Origin of the sequence: Parvibaculum sp. (genome assembly GCF_035325945.1) — a bacterium.
Classification (GTDB): Bacteria; Pseudomonadota; Alphaproteobacteria; order Parvibaculales; family Parvibaculaceae; genus Parvibaculum.
In genome coordinates, this window is the sequence record NZ_DAOKYX010000022.1 from 16496 (window position 1) to 36307 (window position 19812).

Here is a 19812-nt window from a genome sequence, read left to right on the forward strand (position 1 = left end):
GTCGATCGCGCCTTCGGCCTTTCAGGCGAGGCTCAGACGTAATCCTCCCGCGCGGTCACGTCCTGATGCGCGGTCGATGAGATCGCGCGGAAGACCGGCGTCAGGATCGCGGCGATGGCGAGATTGAGGATGACCGTATAGAGCGCGGCATAGCCCGGCATGGTCACGCCGAAGATGACGAGCGGATAGATCGACGATTTGAAGCCGAGCGTCCATGCCATCCATGTGCCCGTGCCGATGCCGACAGCCCAGCCGATGAGGAGCGCGCGCGGGTCGAACCAGCGCGTGTAGAGGCCGAAGAAGATCGCGGGCAGGGTCTGGATGATCCAGATGCCGCCGAGAAGCTGGAGCTGAATGGCGAGGCTCTGCTGGAGGCCGAGGACGAAGAACAGCGCGCCGATCTTGGCGATGAGCGAAATGATCTTCGCCATGCGCGCTTCGGCTTCCGGCGTGCAATCGGGGCGGAAATAAGCCTTGTAGATATTGCGGGTGAAGAGATTGGCGACCGCGATCGACATGATCGCGGCCGGCACGAGCGCGCCGATGCCGATGGCGGCGAAGGCGATGCCCGCGAACCAGCCCGGCAGCTTGTCGAGGAAGAGCGCGGGCACGGCGAAATTCGCGCCATAGCGCGCGAAGCCCTCGGCGAATTCGGGCTTCGCCGAAAGCCCGTCGGCGAAGGCCATGTAGCCGAGGAGCGCGATGAGGCCGAGCACGACGGAATAGGCGGGCAGGATCGCGGCGTTGCGGCGGATGACATGGCCCGAGCTCGAGCTCATCACGCCCGTCATCGAGTGGGGATAGAGGAAGAGCGCGAGCGCCGAGCCAAGCGCCAGCGTGGCATAGGCGCTGTAGCTGCCGAGGCTGCCTTCGGGGGGCGGCGGCAGGGTGAGCTTTTCGGGCGGGATCGCGCTGAAGATCGCGGTGTAGCCGCCGAGCTTGCCCGGAATGATGATGATGGCGCCGATCACCGCCACATAGATGAGCACGTCCTTGACGATGGCGATCATCGCCGGGGCGCGCAGGCCGCTCGTATAGGTGAAGGCGGCGAGGATCAGGAAGGCGATGATGAGCGGCAGTTCGCCGAGAAGACCGTCTGCGTGGATGCCCATCGCGCCGATCACGACTTCCATGCCGACGAGCTGGAGCGCGATATAGGGCATGGTCGCGACGATGCCGGTGAGCGCGACGGCGAAGGCAAGGCCCTGATGGCCATAGCGGCCGTTCACGAAATCGGCCGCCGTGACGAAGCCGTGCTTGTGCGCGACCGACCAGAGGCGCGGGAACATCACGAAGACCAGCGGATAGACGAGGATCGTGTAGGGGACCGCGAAGAAGCCCATCGCGCCCGCCGAGTAGATGAGGGCGGGGACGGCGATGAAGGTGTAGGCGGTGTAAAGATCGCCGCCGAGAAGAAACCAGGTGACGACGGTGCCGAAGCGGCGCCCGGCGAGGCCCCATTCCTGGATCTGGTTGAGGTCGCCCTGGCGCCAGCGCGCGGCGACGAAGCCAAGAATGGTGACGAAGGCGAAGAGCCCGGTGAAGACGGTAAGGGCGGTCCAGTGCATGGGAGGCTCTATTCAGTCGCGAGATAGACGAAGACCGTCAGCGCGGCGCCGATGATGATCCAGAGGAACTGGAACCAGTAGAAGAAGGGAATGCCCGCAAGGGCAGGCTCGTGGGTGTTGTAGAACGGCACCCAGAGCACCGCCACGAAGGGAATGAAGACGAGGGGCACGAGCCAGCGGCGCTTGCGCCGCGGCTGCTGGTCTTCGGGTGCGTTCTTGGTCATTCGTCCTCGACCTCGGGCTCGTCCGGTTTGTCCGGGGCGGGGTCGGGGAGCGGATGAGGGTGGCAGGCAGCGTAGTCCCGCGCTTCGGCGCGGGCCGGCTTCTCCCCCCTTTTCGCGGACCCCCGGGTTCTCAGGAACCGTCTCTCACTCCGCCCGCCGGAACATTAGTTGCAGTCCCGCGCTCTGTCACGCGCAGTGTGGGGCGGGCGCGGTCATTCGCCGGCCGCCATGGGCAGGTCGATCGCTTCCGCCCTCTGCCTGTGGCCGCCGCCGAAGCGCGTGCCGATCCGGTCGAGATACACGTAAAGGACGGGGGTGATGTAGAGCGTCAGCAGTTGCGAGAGCGCAAGCCCGCCCACCACCGCGAGGCCCAGCGGCTGGCGCACCTCGCCGCCCTCGCCGAAGCCGATGGCGATGGGAAGCGTGCCCATGAGGGCGGCCATGGTCGTCATCATGATCGGGCGGAAGCGGATGATCGCGGCGCGGAAGATCGCCTCCTCGGGCGCCATGCCTTCGGCCCGTTCCCGCTCCAGCGCGAAGTCGATCATCATGATCGCGTTCTTCTTCACGATGCCGATGAGCATGATCATGCCGACAAAGGCATAGAGGGTGAGCGGCAGGTCGAAGACATAGAGCGTCAGCAGCGCGCCGACGGCGGCCGAGGGCAGGCCGGAAAGGATCGTCAGCGGGTGGATGAAGCTCTCATAGAGAATGCCGAGGACGATATAGACGACAAGAATGGCGAGCACGAGCAGCATGCCGAGCCCGCTCATCGAGCTCTGGAAGGCCTGCGCCGTTCCCTGAAAGCTCGTCGTGATCGTGTCGGGCAGGCGGATTTCGCTCTGCACCTTCTCGATGGCGCTCACCGCATCGCTGAGCGCGACGCCCGGCGCGAGGTTGAAGGAGATGGTGACGGCCGGAAGCTGGCCCAGATGGTTCTCGGTCAGCGAGGTCGCGATCCGCTTCGTCCGCACCACGGCGGTCAGCGGAACGAGCGTGCCCGATGACGAACGCAGATAGAGCCGTTGCAGGGCCGCTTCGTCCTGCTGGTATTTCTTCTGCAGTTCGATGATGACCTTGTACTGATCCGACGAGGTGTAGATCGTCGAAATCTGGATGCCGCCAAAGGCGGAGGCGAGCGCGCTCTGTATCTGCTCGGGCGTGATGCCGAGCCGGGCGGCGCGGTCGCGGTCGATCTCCACGCTCAGTGTCGGCGTCGTGAGATCGAGATCGCTCGTCACGTCCTGAAAGCCCGGGGCGGAGGCAAGCGCGTTCTGCAATCGCGTCGCGCCGCCGTAAAGCGTATCGGAATCGAGGTCCTGCAATGTGTACTGGTAGGACGCCTTCGAAAGCTGTCCGCCGACGCGGATCGCGGGCGGGTTCTGGAGATAGACCTTGATGCCGGGCACGACGGCGAGTTTCGGCCGCAATTCCTGAATAACCTCGTCGGCGCTGAGCTTGCGCTGCGAGCGCGGCTTGAGGCGCGCGACGATGGTGCCCGCATTGACGGTCGAGCGCGATCCACCCGCGCCGACCGAGGACATGACGGCGGCGACATTCGGATCGGCGAGAATGATGGCGGCAGCCTGCTGCTGATGGCGCGACATGTCCTCGAGGGAGATGCCGTTCGGCCCTTCGGTCATGGCGAAGACCTGGCCGTTGTCGCCGCTCGGCAGGAAGTCCTTGGGAATGATATTGAAGAAGAGGACTGTCGCCGCGACGCTCAGCAGGAAGACGCCGAACACCATCCGGTGATGCACGAGGCTTGTGCGCAGCGTCCGTTCATAGGCGCTTTCCATCGCCGCGAAGGCGCGCTCGCTCCAGCGCAGAATGGCGATCTGCTGCTTCCCGGGCGCCGCCTCTCCGTGGCCTGACCGGATGATGCGGCTGCACAGCATCGGCGTCAGCGTGATCGAGACGAAGCCGGAAACGGCGATCGCAATGACGATGGTGACGGCGAATTCATGCAGCAGCCGGCCGACGATGCCGCCCATGAAGAGCACGGGAATGAAGACGGCGGCGAGCGAGACCGTCATCGAGAGAATGGTGAAGGCGATCTCGCGCGAGCCCTTGAGCGCGGCCTCGAAGGGACGCTCGCCATTCTCGATATGGCGCATGATGTTTTCGAGCATCACGATCGCGTCGTCGACGACGAAGCCGACTGAAAGCGTCAGCGCCATGAGCGAGAGATTGTCGAGGCTGTAGCCCATGAAGGCCATGCCCGCGAATGTGCCGACGACCGAGATCGGAAGCGCGAGCGAGGGAATGATCGTCGCCGACAATGTGCGCAGGAAAAGGAAGATCACCAGAATGACGAGTGCTGCGGCAAGCACGAGCGTGAACTGCACATCCTCGACCGAGGCGCGGATGGATTCGCTCCGGTCATAGAGGATGTCGAGCGAGACGGAGGCGGGAAGCTGCTCCATGAAGCCCGGGATGACGCCGCGGATCGCATCGACGACGGCGATCGTGTTCGCGCCCGGCTGGCGCTGGATCGAAAGCACGATGGCGCGGTCCTTGCCCGCCCAGCTTGCAACCTGATCGTTCTCGACGCTGTCCACGACATCGCCGATATCGCCGAAGCGCACCGGGGCGCCGTTGCGCCAGGCGACGATCTGGCGGCGGAAGGCGTCGGCATCGACGAGTTGCCCGTCGGCGCGGATGACGGTGTTGCGCGTCGGGCCGCTGAGGGAGCCTGTCGGATTGTTGACGTTGAGCGATTGCGTGGCCGCCGTGACCTCGTCGATGCCGATGCCGCGTGCGGCGAGCGCGTCGGGGTTCACCTGCAGGCGAACGGCGTATTTCTGCGAGCCATAGACGTTCACCTGCGCGACGCCGTCGATGGTGGAGAGCCGCCGCGCGAGAATCGTCTCGGCATAGCGATCGACCTCGTTGAGCGGCAGGGTGGGCGAGCTCAGGGTCAGGAAGAGAACGGGCGAGTCCGCCGGATTCACCTTGCGCAGCGTCGGCGGGCTCGGCATGCCGGAGGGAAGCTGGCGCTGGGCCGCGGAGATCGCCGCCTGCACATCTTGCGCGGCGGCGTCGATGTTGCGGTCGAGCTTGAACTGGATGGTGATGCGGGTCGAGCCGAGGCTCGATGTCGAGGTCATCTGGTCGATGCCGGCGATGGTCGAGAACTGGCTCTCGAGCGGTGTCGCGACGGCCGATGCCATGGTTTGGGGATCGGCGCCCGGAAGCGAGGCGGAAACCGAGATCGTCGGAAAATCGACGGCGGGCAGTTCGCTCGTCGGCAGGGTCGAATAGCCGAACATGCCGAAGAGCACGATCGCCGTCATGACGAGCGTCGTCATGACGGGGCGGCGGATGAATATTTCGGAGACGTTCATGCGCCGGGTCCCCTCGGCACGATTTTCACCGGCATGCCGGGCGCGACGCGCATCTGCCCGTCCGTCACGACCTGCTCGCCGGGCTTCACCGCGCCGGGCGCCAGCGCCGCCATGTCGTCGCTGCGATGGAGCACGTCGACGTTGCGGGCCTCGGCCTTGCTGTCGGCCGTCACCACATAGACATAGAGGCGGTCCTGCCCCGTATTCACCGCCTCGCGCGGCACGACGACGGCATTCGTGATCTCGTCGAGATGCACGCGCACATTCACGAATTCGCCCGGCACGAGGTCGAGGCCGGCATTGTCATAGGTGGCGCGCAGTTCGATCGTGCCCGCATCGGCGTTCACCTGATTGCCGATGAAGTCGATGGGCGCGGAAATCTCCCGGCTGGAATTGTGCGGCCTGAACGAGGCGACGAGCGCCTTCTCCGCCATGCGGCTCTGGAGTTTCGCCAGATGCTGCTGGGCGAGCGCAAAGGAAATCTTCACCGGCTGGATCTGCGTCACCACGACCAGCGGGTTCGCATCGGCCGCCTTGACGATGTTGCCGGCATCGACGAGGTAGGGACCGGTCTTGCCGTCGATGGGCGAGCGGATTTCCGTATAGCCGAGCTGGAGCGCGGCCTGATCGATGGCGGCCCTGTCGGCGGCGACGCTGCCTTCGAGCGCCTTCACCTGCGCCTGGGCGGCATCGTGCGTCTGCTGCGACGCGTAGCCCTTGGCGAGGAGCTTGTTCGCGCGGCCGAGGTCGAGGCGCGCATTGTCGAGCTGCGCCTCGTCGCGCTGGAGATTGGCCTTCGCCGCCCGCAGCGCGGCTTCGTAGGGCGCGCGGTCGATCTGGAAAAGAAGGTCGCCCTTGCGGACGATCTGCCCCTCCTTGAAGGCGACCGCGACGATCTCGCCGTCGATGCGCGACTTCACCTGCACGGTGGCGTTCGCAAGGACGGTTCCCACCGCCTCGACATCGACGGGAACATTGCGCGTCTCGGCGGCGGCGACGGTCACGGGGGGGATGTCGCCCCGTCCCGGCTTGCGGCTCGCGGCGGAGGGCGAGAAGAGCCAATGGATGGCGAAGCCGATTGCGACGAGGCCGCACAGCGCGACAAGAATGGTGCGGGGTGACGCTTTTCGCATATCAGGGACTTTCGGCTCTGGTCATGTCATCCGGCGCGTAGCCGGGGGCTGCCACCGGCTCAAACGAAACTGCCGGCACTCTTCCGTCGCGCCTCGAAGCATACGACTCAATCCTGCCGATTGGTTTACCTCAGTCCGTGCCGCGCGGGGACAAGTAAGAAAGAAGACGCCGGGCAGGGCTTCGCATTTCAGGCCCGGCGGTCCTGACTACGCGTCTTTTGCGACAGCGGAGCGACATGCTGCGCCGGAGGAGGGGGCGGCCACCCGCCGGTCTCCGCGCCGGGGGAGCCGGAAGCGCCCGCGGATGGCAAAAGGCCCGCCGCGGGATTGCCGGGCGGGCCTTTCGGAATTGGATGGAACGGGGCTTTGCCTCAGCATTTGCCCTGTTTCTGACAGCCCACATAGGCACCGGCGGCGGCACCGACCGCGCCGCCCACAATGGCGCCCGTCGCAAGGCTCGTGCCTGCGACGGCCGTCGCTGCGAGACCCACGGCGGTACCGATGGCGCCGCCCGAAAGCGCGCCCTGGGTGGTGCTGTCGAGGTTGGTGCAGGCGCTGGTTCCGAGCAGAGCTGCTACAACCAGCATCGTCGCTGCTTTCTTCATCTTGGCCTCCCTTCAGCAATGGGCGGGCGGCGCCGATTCCCGCGGCGCATCCCGCGATCGCCAGAATCGAGGTCGAAGGAGGCGAAAAAGTGACACAAATCAGGCAATTACCGGGCTTGTCTCCAGTGCCGCACTCACCGATGATCCGGGCGTGAACAGGTTTGAAAGAAAGTCGGGGGGACAGCGGGACCGGCGCGGGCAGCGTTCGCGTCCGGGCCTGCGGGCGGGCGCCATCAGGCGCTGGGCTGGCTATTTGCTGCTGGCGGCCTTTATGGGGCCCGCGCTCGTCATACTTCTCTACCGCGCCGTGCCGCCGCCGGTGACGCCGCTCATGCTCATCCGGGCGGCCGAGGGTTATGGTGTCTCCAGATCCTGGGTACCGCTTTCGCGCATATCCCCCCATCTGCAACGGGCAGTGATCGCGGCGGAGGATGCGAAGTTCTGCGCCCATCGCGGCTTCGACTGGGATGCGGTCGGCAATGCCGTCGAGCGCTATCAGAAGAAGCGAAAACGCGTGCTCGGCGCGAGCACGATCAGCATGCAGACTTCGAAGAACCTCTTTCTCTGGCCTGCCCGGACGTTTCTGCGCAAGGCGGGCGAAGCCTATCTGACGGTCTGGCTCGAAGCGCTGCTACCCAAGGCGCGCATTCTGGAGCTTTATCTCAATGTGATCGAATGGGGGCCGGGTATCTATGGCGCGGAAGCCGCGTCGCGGCACTATTTCGGCGTCGGCGCGGCGCAGCTCTCCGCTCATCAGGCGGCGCTTCTCGCGGCCGTGCTGCCCAACCCGATCTACTGGCATCCCGACCGGCCGGGGCCATGGACGCGCGACCGCGCCGCGACCATCATGGCACGCGCCAACAGCGTGGCGCTCGGCAAGGGAACGCCTTGCCCGTAATGGCGTAATTCTGTGAGCCGATGGAGTTTCGCGCGGACATGCGCGTCGGGCTCTGATCCCGCCGCTTCAGCCTTCGCTTGAAAGCGCCGCCCCGCTGTGGAGCGCGGCCAGCATGCAAAGCTCCGCGTCCGTGCGCGTGACCTGCCAGCCTTCTATGTCCACGAGATCGTCACGCGCGAATTCGTGGCGCACCCGGGCCGCGAGCGCGGCGCGCATCAGCTCCGGATCGTCGCCAGGGCGCCAGCCATGGGCGCGAAGCCGCTTGGCGATCTTCTGCGCGAGGGCGGCGGCGTTATGCTCGCGCTTGGTCGATGCCGCCCAGCGCCTGCCGATCTCGGCGGCGCCGGAAGGGTCGGAGAGCATCGACAGAAGCTGGTCCGTCGTGTCGCCGGATTCGCGCTCGATGGCGATGAACGCAGCCGGAAGTGCCGCGGCCGCGGCGCCGGCCAGGGCGAGCACAAGCATGTTTCTGCGGGAGATCGTCGTCGCCATGGCTCACACTCCCCTGACGAAGCGTGTCTGCACATGCTCGGCGAGGCGAAGCGCGAGCGCGACGACGGTCAGTGTCGGATTGACGGTAGCCGATGTGGTGAAGACGGAGCTTCCCGCGACATAGAGGTTCTCGACGCCATGCACCTTGCAGTTCGCGTCGACGACGCCCTTGCGCGGATCGTCGGCCATGCGGGTGGTGCCCATGTGATGGTTGCCCCAGCCTTCCGCTTCTTCCCATGCGTCGCGCTCGGGGAAGAGAACGCGCACGCGGCCCTCGCCCCAGGCGCCGAAGGCGCGGGAGAGCGCGGCGAGATTGCGGCGCAGATTGGTGCGGTCTTCGGCGGTGAGCTTCCAGTCCATCTTCGTGCGGTTGAGGCCGAGCGCGTCCTTCTCCTGCGAAAGCAGGATGCGGCTGTCGGGGTTCGGCGCCTGTTCGGTGGCGCAGCCCGTGCCGTAGCGCATGGCGAGGAGGGGGCTCTCGCCCGCACTGGATGTGGTCGAGCGCACGAGTTGCGCCAGACCGGCCTCGATCGCGCGCGCATCCTCGGGGTCCTTTGTCTCGATCTCGATGTCGGTGCGGATCTCCTGCACCTTGTAGAAGGTCATGACCGTGCCGAGGCGGCGATGCTTGCGCAGATAGTCGGCCGTGAACATGAAGACGCCGCGAATATTGACGCCCGCCGATTTCGTGTAGGTCTGGTAATAGGGCGCGACCAGCGCGGGATCGGTGATCATGATCTCGCAAGGCCGGTTGATGTGCGGATGCTCCATGAAGTAGCGCCCGACAAGGCCGCGCCCGTTGCCGAGGCCCGCTTTCTCGACGCTGTTGGAGAGAAGGAGCATGCGCGCATTCTCGATGCCGCCGGTCGCGAGGATGACGAGCTTCGGCCGCACCTCGAAGCGCCGCCCGCTCAGCGTGCCGACCCGGAGGCGCTCAACGCGCCCGGCCGTCTCGTCCGGCACGATCTCGAGCACGTTCGAGTGGAGATAGGTCTTGATGTTCGCGGCCTTCTCGATGTCGGGGCGATAGGTCCAGCCGAATCGGGTGGGGGGGCTGTATTCGAAAAAGCGCGTCATCACCTCGCCGCCCGGCAGATCGAGCGGGCGGTACTTCCCGCCTTCGGAGAAGGCTTCCGCATCGTCATAGATGAAGGGGCCGATCTGGCAGACCTCGTTCGCCTTGACGTAATAGGGATCGAGCTGCGCGCGCGTGATGGGCCAGCCCGAATGGGGCACCCAGTCGCGCTGCTCGAAATCGATTGGCTCGAAAGGACGGCACCAGCCGCCCCAGTGATTGGTCGAACCGCCGAAATAACGAAGGCGCGAGGTGTCGAGCGTGTAGGGCACGCCGACGGTCTCGCCGGCATAGAGGTCCTGGGTTTCGGGATCGAAGTCGAACCCACCGCTTTCGATCAGCGTGACGGTGGCGTCGGTATTGCGGAGTTCCCTCGCAATGGTGATGCCGGCCGCGCCGGCGCCGATGATCGCTATGTCCGTCTCGATGACGGTATTGTCCGGGACCTGGCGTCCGTCGATGAACATCGGCTCTTCGCTCCGGGATTTAAGGGCCGCTGGGCCCGAAAGACGCACCAATTTCCTCTATTTTTCGCCTATGTCAATTTTGCGACGAGAGCGTGGAATTCCGGCGGCGGGATTTTTTCTCCGCGGCAAAAAGGGAATTGGCGGATTTGGACGGCTTTTTGGACTGGACCCGGCTCAAGTCTCTGTGTCAGGTTTCTCCCAAAGAAATACCCCTCCCGGCAAAAACGGGCGGACCCTGCGGCATTCACCTCCGGGTCGGCGTAATTCGAAACCCTCACCATCGATCCGGCGGTGAGGAGCGATGAGTCGAAACCGGTGCGCCGAGGGCGGGGACGGCATCAAACGGAGGATTGCTATGACCGATTATCTGAAGTTCTACATCAACGGCCAGTGGGTCGATCCGAGCCAGCCCAGGACGCTCGACGTCATCAATCCCGCGACAGAAGAGTCCTGCGCGCGCATCAGCATGGGCAACAAGCAGGACGTCGACAAGGCCGTCGCGGCGGCGAAGGCGGCGTTCCCGAAATTCTCCACGACCACCCGTCAGGAGCGCATCGAGCTTCTGCAGTCGATCATGGCTGTCTATCAGAAGCGCTATGCCGAAATCGCCGCCGCCATCACGGCGGAAATGGGCGCGCCCGTCCAGCTCGCCCAGCGCGCTCAGGCGGCCATGGGTCTTGCGCATTTCAACACCAATCTCGAAATCCTCAAGACCTACGAATTCGAGCGCGACAAGGGCACCACGCGCATCGTGCGCGAGCCGGTCGGCGTCTGCGCCTTCATCACGCCGTGGAACTGGCCGATCAACCAGATCGCCTGCAAGGTCGCGCCGGCGCTCGCGGTCGGCTGCACCATGGTTCTGAAGCCGTCGGAAGTTGCGCCGATCAACGCCTATCTCTTCGCCGAGGTTCTGCATGAGGCGGGCGTTCCCGCCGGCGTCTTCAACCTCGTCAATGGCGATGGCGTCGATGTCGGTTCGCCGCTCTCCTCGCATCCCGATGTCGACATGGTGTCGTTCACGGGTTCGACCCGGGCTGGCATCCTCGTCTCCAAGGCCGCGGCAGATACGGTCAAGCGCGTGGCGCTCGAACTCGGCGGCAAGTCGGCCAACATCGTTCTGGACGACGCCGACTTCAACAAGGCGATCTCCAGCAGCGTCATGACCATGATGAGCAATTCGGGTCAGTCCTGTAACGCGCCCTCGCGCATGCTCGTTCCGGCGAGCCGTCAGGACGAGGCGATCGCGGTCGCCAAGGCCGCTGCCGAGAAGGTCAAGGCGGGCGATCCCAATGCCGAAGGCACGGTCATCGGCCCGGTGGTGAGCGAGGTCCAGTTCAACAAGATCCAGGGCCTGATCCAGAAGGGCATCGAGGAAGGCGCGACGCTCGTCGCAGGCGGTCTCGGCCGTCCGGAAGGCCTCAACAAGGGTTATTATGTCCGCCCGACGGTCTTCGCCAATGTCACCAACGACATGACGATCGCGCGCGAGGAAATCTTCGGCCCGGTGCTGGCGATCCTGCCCTACAAGGACGAGGAAGACGCCATTCGCATCGCCAACGACACGGTCTATGGCCTGTCGGGCTATGTGCAGTCGGGTTCGGTCGAGCGCGCGCGTCAGGTGGCCTCGCGCCTGCGCACCGGCAACGTGCATCTGAACGGCGCCGGCCCGGACCTCAATGCGCCTTTCGGCGGCTACAAGCAGTCCGGCAATGGCCGCGAGTGGGGCGAGTTCGGCTTCGAGGAGTTCCTCGAGGTGAAGGCCGTGCTCGGCTACAACCCCGCCTGATTTCCGCGGCAAAGCCAGATTTGACGAAGCCGGCGCCCCGAGGGCGCCGGCTTTTTCAATGGAAGACGTTGCGCTTGCGGGGCTCGGCCACGAGGAAGAAGACCATGGCGAAGGCGATGGCGAGCATGGACGTCGAAATCCAGAAGACGGCGGCATAGGACGCCGCGCCCGCGATGAAGCCGCCGATGAGCGGTCCGATGGCGCTGGCGAAGGATGTGCCGGTGTTCAGCACGGCGATGCGCATGGCGAGATCCTCCCGCGCGCCGAATTCGAGGATCATGTTCTGCGTGCTGTTCTGGAAGCCGCCCTGGCCAGCGCCGAGGCCGGCGAAGACGATGGCGATGCCGATGAGCGAATGCGTTTCCATGAGGAGCACGGTCGAGACGGCCCAGAGGCCGACGGCGAGCAGAAAGACGATGCGGTTGCCGATGCGGTCGGCAAGCGCGCCCCAGACGAGGTTCATGCCCGTCTGCGCGAGGAGGAAGGCGGTCGAGAGGGCGCCGAGCGTCGTTCCGGAAAGGCCGATCGTCTCGCCCGCAAAGAGAATGTAGAAGGGCACGGCGAGCGTGCCGAGGGCCGCGGCCGACGAGGCGACGCAGAAGAAGAGAAGCTCCCTGTCCTCGCGAAGAAGGCCCGGAATTTCACGCAGGCGCAGGGCGAGGCTCGTGCGTGGCCGGACCTCGGGCGAATCCGGCTCCCTCACCATCAGCAGCATTGAGAGGCCGGCCGATGTGAGGACGAAGGCGGCGAGGAATGTCGTCGCATAGCCGTTGCCGAGCGCATGGGCTTCGACGAAATATTTGCCGCCTATATAGGCGACGCCGGCCGCGGTCAGTCCGGCGGCGAAATTGCGGAAGCCGGTCAGCCTGCCGCGCAGGCGCAAGGGAATGACCTTCGCCATCAGCAGCTGGAAAATGACGGACTGGATGCCGTTGAAGAGGCCGAAGAAGCCGAGGAACACGCAGGCGAAGATCAGCGCCAGATGGTCCGGCAGGAAATAGCCGCTGAGCGAAAGGCCGAGCACGCCGCCGCGCATGCCCCAGCCGACGAGGAGCCCCATGGGGAGCACGCGCTTTCGGTGTTCGACGAGCGTCGCGCCGAGCGTCGCGGAAAGCGCATTGCCGAGCCATTGCGAGGCGAGCGCGAGGCCGACCACGAATTCCGAGCCTGACAGAAGGAAGATATAGGCCGGTACGAAGGTCGGCGCCGTTACAAGGCGGAAGCCGGTCTGGCCGAGCAGGCCGTGAGCGAGATTGGCCACATAATTGCGGGTGAGATTGCGCTCGACTTCGGCGTGGTAAGCCTCTTCCGCAGCCTTGCGCTCTTGCGACCACACCGCAGGGTGGTTTGCCCCCCCATCCATGGTTCGTTTCCTCTCTGCCGCGCGCGAATCTTCATCGGTTCGATTCCGGTGTTCGCTTCCGGCGGCGCGTCTTTATAGCCCTGCTTACCGCAAGGGACCATCCGGTTTTATGCCGCGTTCGGGCGGCGATGAGGGGTCGCTCAAGGCCTCAGCCATTCGATGCGCGCATGGGCGCCGGGACCCTGCGCGAGTTTCGCCGCAAGCCAGGGCAGGAGATCGCGAAGCGTCTCTTCAAGCGTCCAGGGCGGGTTGATGGCGATGATGCCACAGCCTGAAAGCCGCGCCGGATCGTCGGCGGCGCGAATCAGGAGTTCCGCCCGCAGCGTCTTGGGCGGGCCGTCTTCCGCGAGGCGGTCGAGAAACTGGCCGGAGACGCTCGGGTCCTTGACCGGATACCAGATGAGATAGGTGCCGCTCGCCCAGCGCGCGAGCGCCTCGCCGAGCGCCGCGAGCAGGCGGTCGAATTCGTCGCGCGCCTCGAAGGGCGGATCGATGAGGACGAGGCCCCGGCGCTCTGGGGGCGGCAGCAGCGCCTTCAGCGCGCCATAGCCATCGGTTTCATGGACCCTGACGGCGCGGTCGCCGCGAAAGAGGGCCTTGAGATCGGCGGCGTCGTCCGGGTGGAGTTCGCAGAAGGCGAGGCGGTCGCTCTCTCTCGCGAGGCTGCGGGCGATGAGCGGCGAGCCGGGATAGCGGCCGGGGTTCTCACTCGCGCAGCCAAGCTCCGCGAGTGTTTGCAGATAGAGCCGAAGCGCCGGATGGGGCGAGGGATCGGCGAGGATGCGCGCGATGCCGTCGCGGAATTCGCCCGTCTTCTGCGCCTCGACGCCGGTCAGGTCCGTCTCGCCCGTTCCGGCATGGGTGTCGAGCACGAAGAAGGGCTTTTCCTTTTGCCGCAGATGCTCGAGCGCGAGCACGAGGATCGCGTGCTTCATCACATCGGCGAAGTTGCCGGCATGGTAGGCGTGGCGGTAGTTCACGATCTGCGCCTGTTGACGATGACAAGTCCGGCGAGCCCTGCGCCCGTGATCGCAGCGCCGGCATAGAAGGTGACAGCGGGACCGTAGTTCTGCCACAGAGCGCCGGCAATGACACTTGCCGCAAGAAGCACGATGCCGCTTGCAAAATTGAACAGGCCGAAGGCGCTGCCGCGAAGGGCGGCGGGCGAGGCATCGGCGACGAGGGTGGCGAGAAGCCCTTGCGTGAGCCCCATATGGAGCCCCCAGAACGCGACGCCGCAAAAGACGGTGATGGGCGATGTGGCCTCGCCGAGCACGATGTCGGCGACAATGAGCGGCACGAAGCCGAAGGCAAGGAGCGAGCGGCGGTCGAGCCTGTCGGCAAGGAGACCCGCCGGATAGGCGGCGAGCGTATAGACGCCGCTCATGACGACCATCACCAGTGGAACATAGGTGACGGCGAGCCCCGTGCCCTGCGCGCGCAGGACGAGAAAGGCTTCCGAGAAGCGCGCGAGCGTCAGCACCGCGCCGACGGCGACGACTTCCCAATAGGGCCGCCCGAGCCCTTGAGATCCGCAAGGCGGAAGGGCGCGCGCGGCGCAGCTTCCATGCGCGGGCGCTCCGGTTCGCGCACGGCAAGGATGAGAATGACGACGGCGAGGATCGCGGGCAGCGTCGCGATCCAGAAGACGGTTCTGATCCGGTCGGCGAAGATCGACATGAAAAGGATGGCGAGGAGAGGGCCTGCCACCGCACCCGCCGTGTCGAGCGCCTGGCGCAGCCCATAGGCCGCGCCGCGCTGGGCGGGCGCCACGAGATCGGCGACGAGCGCATCGCGCGGGGCGCCGCGAATGCCCTTGCCCACGCGGTCGATGAAACGCGCGGCGAGTACGGTGTCGATCGTCGTTGCGAGCGGGAAGAGCGGCTTCGTCAGCGCGGCGAGCCCGTATCCCGCGACGGCGAGCAGCTTGCGCTTGCCGATCCAGTCGCTGACAAGGCCGGAAAAGACTTTGGTGATCGATGCCGTCGCTTCGGCGATGCCCTCGATGATGCCGACCGACAGCATGCTCGCGCCGAGCGTCGTCACCAGAAAGACGGGGAGCAGGGCATGGACGAGTTCGGACGACATGTCCATGAAGAGGCTGACGAGGCCCAGCGCCCAGATGCTTGCCGGCAGGCGACTGCTGCCCGTTGTGCCTGTTCCTCTGCCCGCCGTCATCGGGGCGTGTAGAGATACATGGCGGCGGGAACGCCCGCGAGCGCCAGCGCGAAGAGCGCGAGCGCCGGCCTTGCTCCCGACTCGCGGCCCGCAAAGGCGAGCGTGTAGATCGCTTTCAGGAAATTGTTCGCGGAGGCGGCGACGATGATCGCGGCGGCGGCGACGTTGAAGTCGATGGCGCGCGCCGTTCCCTGCGCGAGGCTCAGGACGAAGGGGTCGATATCGGTGAAGCCCGCGAGAACGCCGAGCGCGAAGATGCCACCCTGACCGAAGCGGATCTTCGCCCAGCTCACCGCGATCGAAAGCGCGATGAAGAGGATGGCGAAGACGATGGCCGTGGAAAGCTCGAGCGGGTTCGTCGTCGCGGCGGGGCGGTCCTCGCGGGTGGCGGCCTGGCCGCGTTCCGTCCACATGAGCCAGGCGCTCGCGGCAAGGCCGAGGGGGCAGAGAACGGAGATGACGGGCAGAAGCTTCAGCGCCAGCGTGGGGCTGAAGATGCCCACGACGACGAGGATGCGGAGAAACATGACGGCCGTGGCGAGCACGATGGCGGCCTGGGTTCGCGCGAGCGCGGCGGTCGCGGTGGCCGCGCGGCGGGAGAGCACGACAGTCGTCGCCGTCGAGGAATAGAGACCGCCGAGTGCTGCCGAGATGAGAATGCCATGGCGCGGCGCGAGGAAGCGCTGCACGAGATAGCTCAGATAGGAAAGCGTCGAGACGGCAACGACGGCAAGCCAGACCTCATAGGGAGTGATGTCGGTGAGCGTCGTCACGGGCTCGTTCGGCGCCAGCGGCAGAATGATGCCGATGACGATCAGGAATGTGGCAAGAGTGGTGAACTCGTCCGCGCCGAGCGTGGTCGCGAGCGCGTGGAGCCGGTCGCGCGCGCCGGTGAGGAGCACGGCCGCCACCGCGATGCCGACGGCGACCCAGAGCGGCTGCGCAAGCGCGATGGGGCCGAGGAGGAAGGCGAGGATGTTGCCGACAGGGGCCATGATGCCGGCGTCGAGCCGCCGGTCACCGCCGCCGCCGTCTTCCTCCGCTTCCGCATGCTGATGGGTGAGACGCTCGCGATAATAGACGGTGAGCCATGCTCCCAGTATCACGAGGCCGCCAAGCAGGAGCAGGCCATGCGCGGGGTCGAGCGCATAGAGCAGCGCGCCCGCGAGCGCCAGCAGCGGAAAGGTGCGCACGCCGCCCGGCGGCTTGATGTGGCTGCGGATGAAATATTGCTCGAAGGCGAGGCCGAAGAAAAAGCCGAGCGCGAGCAGGACGGCCAGACGCTCCGGTTCGAGCGGGAAAGCCGGGGAAGGCAGCGTCATTTGGCGATCCGATCGTTTTCGAGATATGCGGGATCGAAGGAGAAGACGATCTCGCGATCGGGAACCGTCAGCTTGGCCTTCTTGCCGTCATAGTCGATGCGGCTCAGAAGGTCGCGCATGACATTGAGCCGGGCTTCGCGTTTCCGGTTGGCCGAAACGACGTACCAGGGCGCGTGAAGCGCGTGCGTGCGGGCGAACATCACGTCGCGGGCGCGGCTGTAATCCGCCCAATGCTTCAGCGCCGCATTGTCGACGGGCGAGAGCTTCCATTGCTTCAGGGGATCCTTGCGGCGATCCTCGAGCCGCTTCTTCTGCTCGTCGCGGGTGATGTCGAGATAATATTTGAAGAGCGTGATGCCGGCTCCCTTGAGCATTTCCTCGAAGGCGGGAACGGTGGCGAGAAATTCCTCACGCTCCTTCTCGGTGCAATAGCCCATGACGGGCTCGACGCCCGCGCGGTTGTACCAGCTCCGGTTGAAGAAGACGATTTCCTGCGCCGCCGGGAGGTAGCGCGCATAGCGCTGGAAATACCACTGGCTCGTTTCGCGGTCGGAGGGTTTGCCGAGCGCGACGATGCGCGTTTCGCGCGGGCTCAGATGCTCCGTGATGCGCTTGATGGTGCCGTCCTTGCCGGCGGCGTCGCGCCCCTCGAAGACCACGAGCAGCTTGCGATTGTTGGCGATGACATCCTTGTGGAGCTTCACGAGCTCGACCTGCAGCTCGTAAAGTTCCTTCTTGTAGAGGTCGTCGCCGTTCTCGCCGTTCGGGTCCCGGAAACCGGCGTGCCTCTTCCCGGTCTTGCCGGCCTTCTTCAGCTTGTCTGCCATGGCAAGCCTCGATCGCCCTGCGTTGCGCCTTCAGAGTAGTGCGTCGGCGGCGTTTTCAGAAGGGGCATTCATGCAGCGCCGGGGGCGGATCGGGCGCGGCTTCATTTCCGGTCGCGGGTTGCGCGGGAAATTTTCTCTGATATGTAATGTTATAACATTGCTTAAAGGAGTGAGGTGTCATGCGCCGGGGGGTTGCTGTTTCGATTGGTATCGGTCTTTCCGTCGTCTGGTCCGCTCCGGCCGTCGCACAGGGCGATGTGCCGGAACTTGTGGTGACTGCCACCCCCTGGGCTTCGCCGCTCGAGGAACTTGCAAGGCCGGTGACAGTTGTCGGGCGCGACAGGATCGTGGAAAGTGGCGCTTCGACGCTCGGCGCACTTCTTGCCGATGCCCCCGGAATGGCGCAATCCTCCTTCGCGGGCGGCGCGAGCCGGCCCATCATTCGCGGGCTCGACAATGCGCGTGTTCAGCTCCTCGAAAACGGTCTGGGCGGCAATGGCGTCTCGACGGTGAGCGAGGATCATGCCGTGCCGATTGATCCCTTCAGTGCGACGAAGGTCGAAGTGATCCGCGGTCCGGCGACGCTGCGCTATGGATCGCAGGCGATCGGCGGCGTGGTCGATGTCATCAATTCGCGCATCCCGTCATCCGTGCCGGCAGGCGGGATAAAAGGCGAGGTGACGGCAGGCTATGGCACCGCCGACAGGGGACGGCAGGCGGCGGGACTGGTGGAGGCCGCGGCCGGTCCGATCGTCTGGCATTTCGATGCCTTTGACAGGAGGACCGAGGATTACAGCATTCCCGGCCATCCGTCGCGGCAGGTCATGACATGGTCGAATGCGAAGGGCGTGGCAGGCGGCGCGTCCGTGTTCTTCGATCAGGGATATGCCGGCGCTTCGATCTCGCATTTCGGCAGCCGATACGGCATTCCGGTGCCGGACGATCCGCTTGACCCGACATGGATCGACATGAACCAGACGAAATTGCAGGCGGAAGCAGAATTCGACGATCTCGGAAGCGTGTTTGAAACGCTCCGCCTTACCGGCGGCTACAGCAACTATCATCACGATGAGGTCGGCGCTTTTTCGGGCGATGTCGGCTCGCATTTCGACGACCGCTTGTGGGAGGGGAGGGCGGAACTCTTGCACGGCGAGCCCGGCTCCATCATCGGCGCATTCGGCATTCATGCGCTTCGGCACCATCTGAGCGCCGGCGGCGAGGGGGGTGAGCTGCTAGCCCCGACCGACACGACGATGCTCGCCATGTTCCTCTTCGAGGAGATGCCGCTTGCCCGTGCGCTCAAGCTTCAGCTCGGCGCCCGCGCGGAGCGGGTCGTCGTCAATGGCGGGGCGCTCGACGAGGCGACCTTAGCCATCAATAGGGTCGAGCGGAGCTTCGTGCCGCTCAGCGGCTCCGCGGGGGTGGTGTGGACGCCCGGTGGAGACTGGGTGGTGGGCGCGACCGCGCAGCTTTCGCAACGTGCCCCCGAGGCGGCTGAGCTTTTCTCGAAGGGGCCGCATGAGGCAACCGGGACCTTCGAGATCGGCGATCCGATGCTCGGCAAGGAGACGGCCTTCTCGACCGAATTGTCGCTACGCCGCGAGGGCAAACGCTCCTCCTTCGAGGTCGCGGCCTATCAGACCAGGTTCCGCGACTACATTCTGAAGGCGCTGACGGGCGAGACCTGCGACGACAGTTACGACAGCTGCACGAATGTGCCGGGCGGCGCGGGCGACGAACTCGATCAGCTCCGCTTCAGCGCAAGGGGCGCGACCTTTCGCGGTATCGAGATCGGCGGCCGCAGGGCGCTTGCAGAAGCCGGAGAAGGGGTCATCGGTGTCGACGGGCTGTTCGACTTCGTCCGCGCCACGCTCGATGAGGGGGGCAATGTGCCCCGCATTCCGCCGATGCGCATTGGCGCCGGCGTCTATTACGAAGCGGACCTGCTGGCGGCCCGGCTCGGCTTTCTCCACGCCTTCAGCCAGAAGAGACTCGGGCCGGGCGAAACGGAAACCGCCGGCTATACACGCGTCAATGCGGAGCTTAGCTATCGGCCTTCAAGATCTCTCACCGGCGGGACGGCGGTCGAATTCGCGCTCATCGGCGACAATCTTCTCAACGACGACATCCGCAACCATGTCTCGTTCAAAAAGGACGGAATGCTGCTTCCGGGGCGAAGCGTCCGTTTCGTGGTGCTCGCAAGGTTCTAGGGGTTCGAACGCCGATCCCGGGTCCTGTCCGCCGCCCCGTAACCGAATTTTAGCTATCACTTCCTTATAACGGTCCGGTTCAGTGTGTCCGTCGGGGGAGCGTTCGTGCCTTCTGCGTCCGGCGGACGAGAGGGAATTTCCAGGCCAAGCATGGTGCGATCGGCTCCACAGCGCGGCACCGGCCACGACGGCCGACGCAGCGATGCCTCCGCTCCATCGGAGGACCGGTCGAAAGCCGGAGCGCGTGTCGCGCTCGCTGAGGGCGCTCGCCTGGCGTTTCGCCGGTTCACAACCCGATTTTCCCTCGCGCTGCGCGT

The 19812-nt window shown here is 65.4% G+C and carries 14 protein-coding genes and 1 pseudogene; 3 read left to right on the forward strand and 12 right to left on the reverse strand.

Annotated elements, in window-relative coordinates:
- Window positions 1-32: 32 nt before the first annotated feature.
- From PKA57_RS10995 to PKA57_RS11015, 5 genes are all read right to left on the reverse strand, one after another.
- Complete coding sequence (locus tag PKA57_RS10995) at window positions 33-1568, reverse strand: sodium:solute symporter (protein WP_324300483.1); 1536 nt, start codon at window positions 1566-1568, stop codon at window positions 33-35.
- A gap of 8 nt (window positions 1569-1576) precedes the next feature.
- On the reverse strand, window positions 1577-1792 hold the full coding sequence (locus PKA57_RS11000) for a DUF3311 domain-containing protein (protein ID WP_324300485.1): 216 nt from the start codon (window positions 1790-1792) through the stop codon (window positions 1577-1579).
- Between the two features lie 212 nt (window positions 1793-2004).
- The gene (locus tag PKA57_RS11005) at window positions 2005-5139 is read right to left on the reverse strand and encodes an efflux RND transporter permease subunit (RefSeq protein WP_324300487.1); all 3135 of its coding nucleotides are present in this window, start codon (window positions 5137-5139) and stop codon (window positions 2005-2007) included.
- Complete coding sequence (locus PKA57_RS11010; protein ID WP_324300489.1) at window positions 5136-6272, reverse strand: efflux RND transporter periplasmic adaptor subunit; 1137 nt, start codon at window positions 6270-6272, stop codon at window positions 5136-5138. The genes PKA57_RS11005 and PKA57_RS11010 overlap by 4 nt, the downstream gene beginning before the upstream one ends.
- Before the next feature lie 371 nt (window positions 6273-6643).
- Entirely contained in the window at window positions 6644-6877 is a 234-nt protein-coding gene (locus PKA57_RS11015) for a hypothetical protein (protein WP_324300490.1), read from the reverse strand.
- A gap of 151 nt (window positions 6878-7028) precedes the next feature.
- On the opposite strand from PKA57_RS11015, the gene mtgA reads away from it, so the two are divergent.
- Window positions 7029-7775 (forward strand): monofunctional biosynthetic peptidoglycan transglycosylase, encoded by a 747-nt coding sequence (mtgA, locus tag PKA57_RS11020; RefSeq protein WP_324300491.1) that lies wholly within the window; start codon window positions 7029-7031, stop codon window positions 7773-7775.
- A gap of 66 nt (window positions 7776-7841) precedes the next feature.
- On the opposite strand, the gene PKA57_RS11025 is transcribed toward mtgA, so the two are convergent.
- On the reverse strand, window positions 7842-8267 hold the full coding sequence (locus PKA57_RS11025; protein WP_324300492.1) for a hypothetical protein: 426 nt from the start codon (window positions 8265-8267) through the stop codon (window positions 7842-7844).
- Between the two features lie 3 nt (window positions 8268-8270).
- Window positions 8271-9809 carry a GMC family oxidoreductase gene (locus PKA57_RS11030; protein WP_324300493.1) on the reverse strand — a complete coding sequence of 513 codons (1539 nt, stop codon included), beginning with the start codon at window positions 9807-9809 and terminating at the stop codon, window positions 8271-8273.
- A gap of 355 nt (window positions 9810-10164) precedes the next feature.
- On the opposite strand from PKA57_RS11030, the gene PKA57_RS11035 reads away from it, so the two are divergent.
- On the forward strand, window positions 10165-11595 hold the full coding sequence (locus tag PKA57_RS11035; protein ID WP_324300494.1) for an aldehyde dehydrogenase family protein: 1431 nt from the start codon (window positions 10165-10167) through the stop codon (window positions 11593-11595).
- Window positions 11596-11650: 55 nt separating this feature from the next.
- Here the strand turns inward: PKA57_RS11035 and PKA57_RS11040 are convergent, their stop codons facing one another.
- The 5 genes and pseudogenes from PKA57_RS11040 to ppk2 form a co-directional block, all read right to left on the reverse strand.
- Entirely contained in the window at window positions 11651-12958 is a 1308-nt protein-coding gene (locus PKA57_RS11040; RefSeq protein WP_324300495.1) for an MFS transporter, read from the reverse strand.
- A 140-nt stretch (window positions 12959-13098) separates the two neighbouring features.
- A complete protein-coding gene (rlmJ, locus tag PKA57_RS11045; RefSeq protein WP_324300497.1) occupies window positions 13099-13938 on the reverse strand; it encodes a 23S rRNA (adenine(2030)-N(6))-methyltransferase RlmJ in 840 nt (279 codons plus the stop codon).
- A pseudogene (locus PKA57_RS11050) lies at window positions 13935-15136 on the reverse strand (MFS transporter). The gene rlmJ and the pseudogene PKA57_RS11050 overlap by 4 nt, the downstream one beginning before the upstream one ends.
- Complete coding sequence (locus tag PKA57_RS11055) at window positions 15133-16458, reverse strand: DUF4010 domain-containing protein (RefSeq protein WP_324300499.1); 1326 nt, start codon at window positions 16456-16458, stop codon at window positions 15133-15135. The pseudogene PKA57_RS11050 and the gene PKA57_RS11055 overlap by 4 nt, the downstream one beginning before the upstream one ends.
- On the reverse strand, window positions 16455-17285 hold the full coding sequence (ppk2, locus tag PKA57_RS11060; protein ID WP_324300500.1) for a polyphosphate kinase 2: 831 nt from the start codon (window positions 17283-17285) through the stop codon (window positions 16455-16457). The genes PKA57_RS11055 and ppk2 overlap by 4 nt, the downstream gene beginning before the upstream one ends.
- Before the next feature lie 179 nt (window positions 17286-17464).
- On the opposite strand from ppk2, the gene PKA57_RS11065 reads away from it, so the two are divergent.
- On the forward strand, window positions 17465-19495 hold the full coding sequence (locus PKA57_RS11065; protein WP_324300502.1) for a TonB-dependent receptor: 2031 nt from the start codon (window positions 17465-17467) through the stop codon (window positions 19493-19495).
- The last annotated feature ends 317 nt before the right edge of the window (window positions 19496-19812 follow it).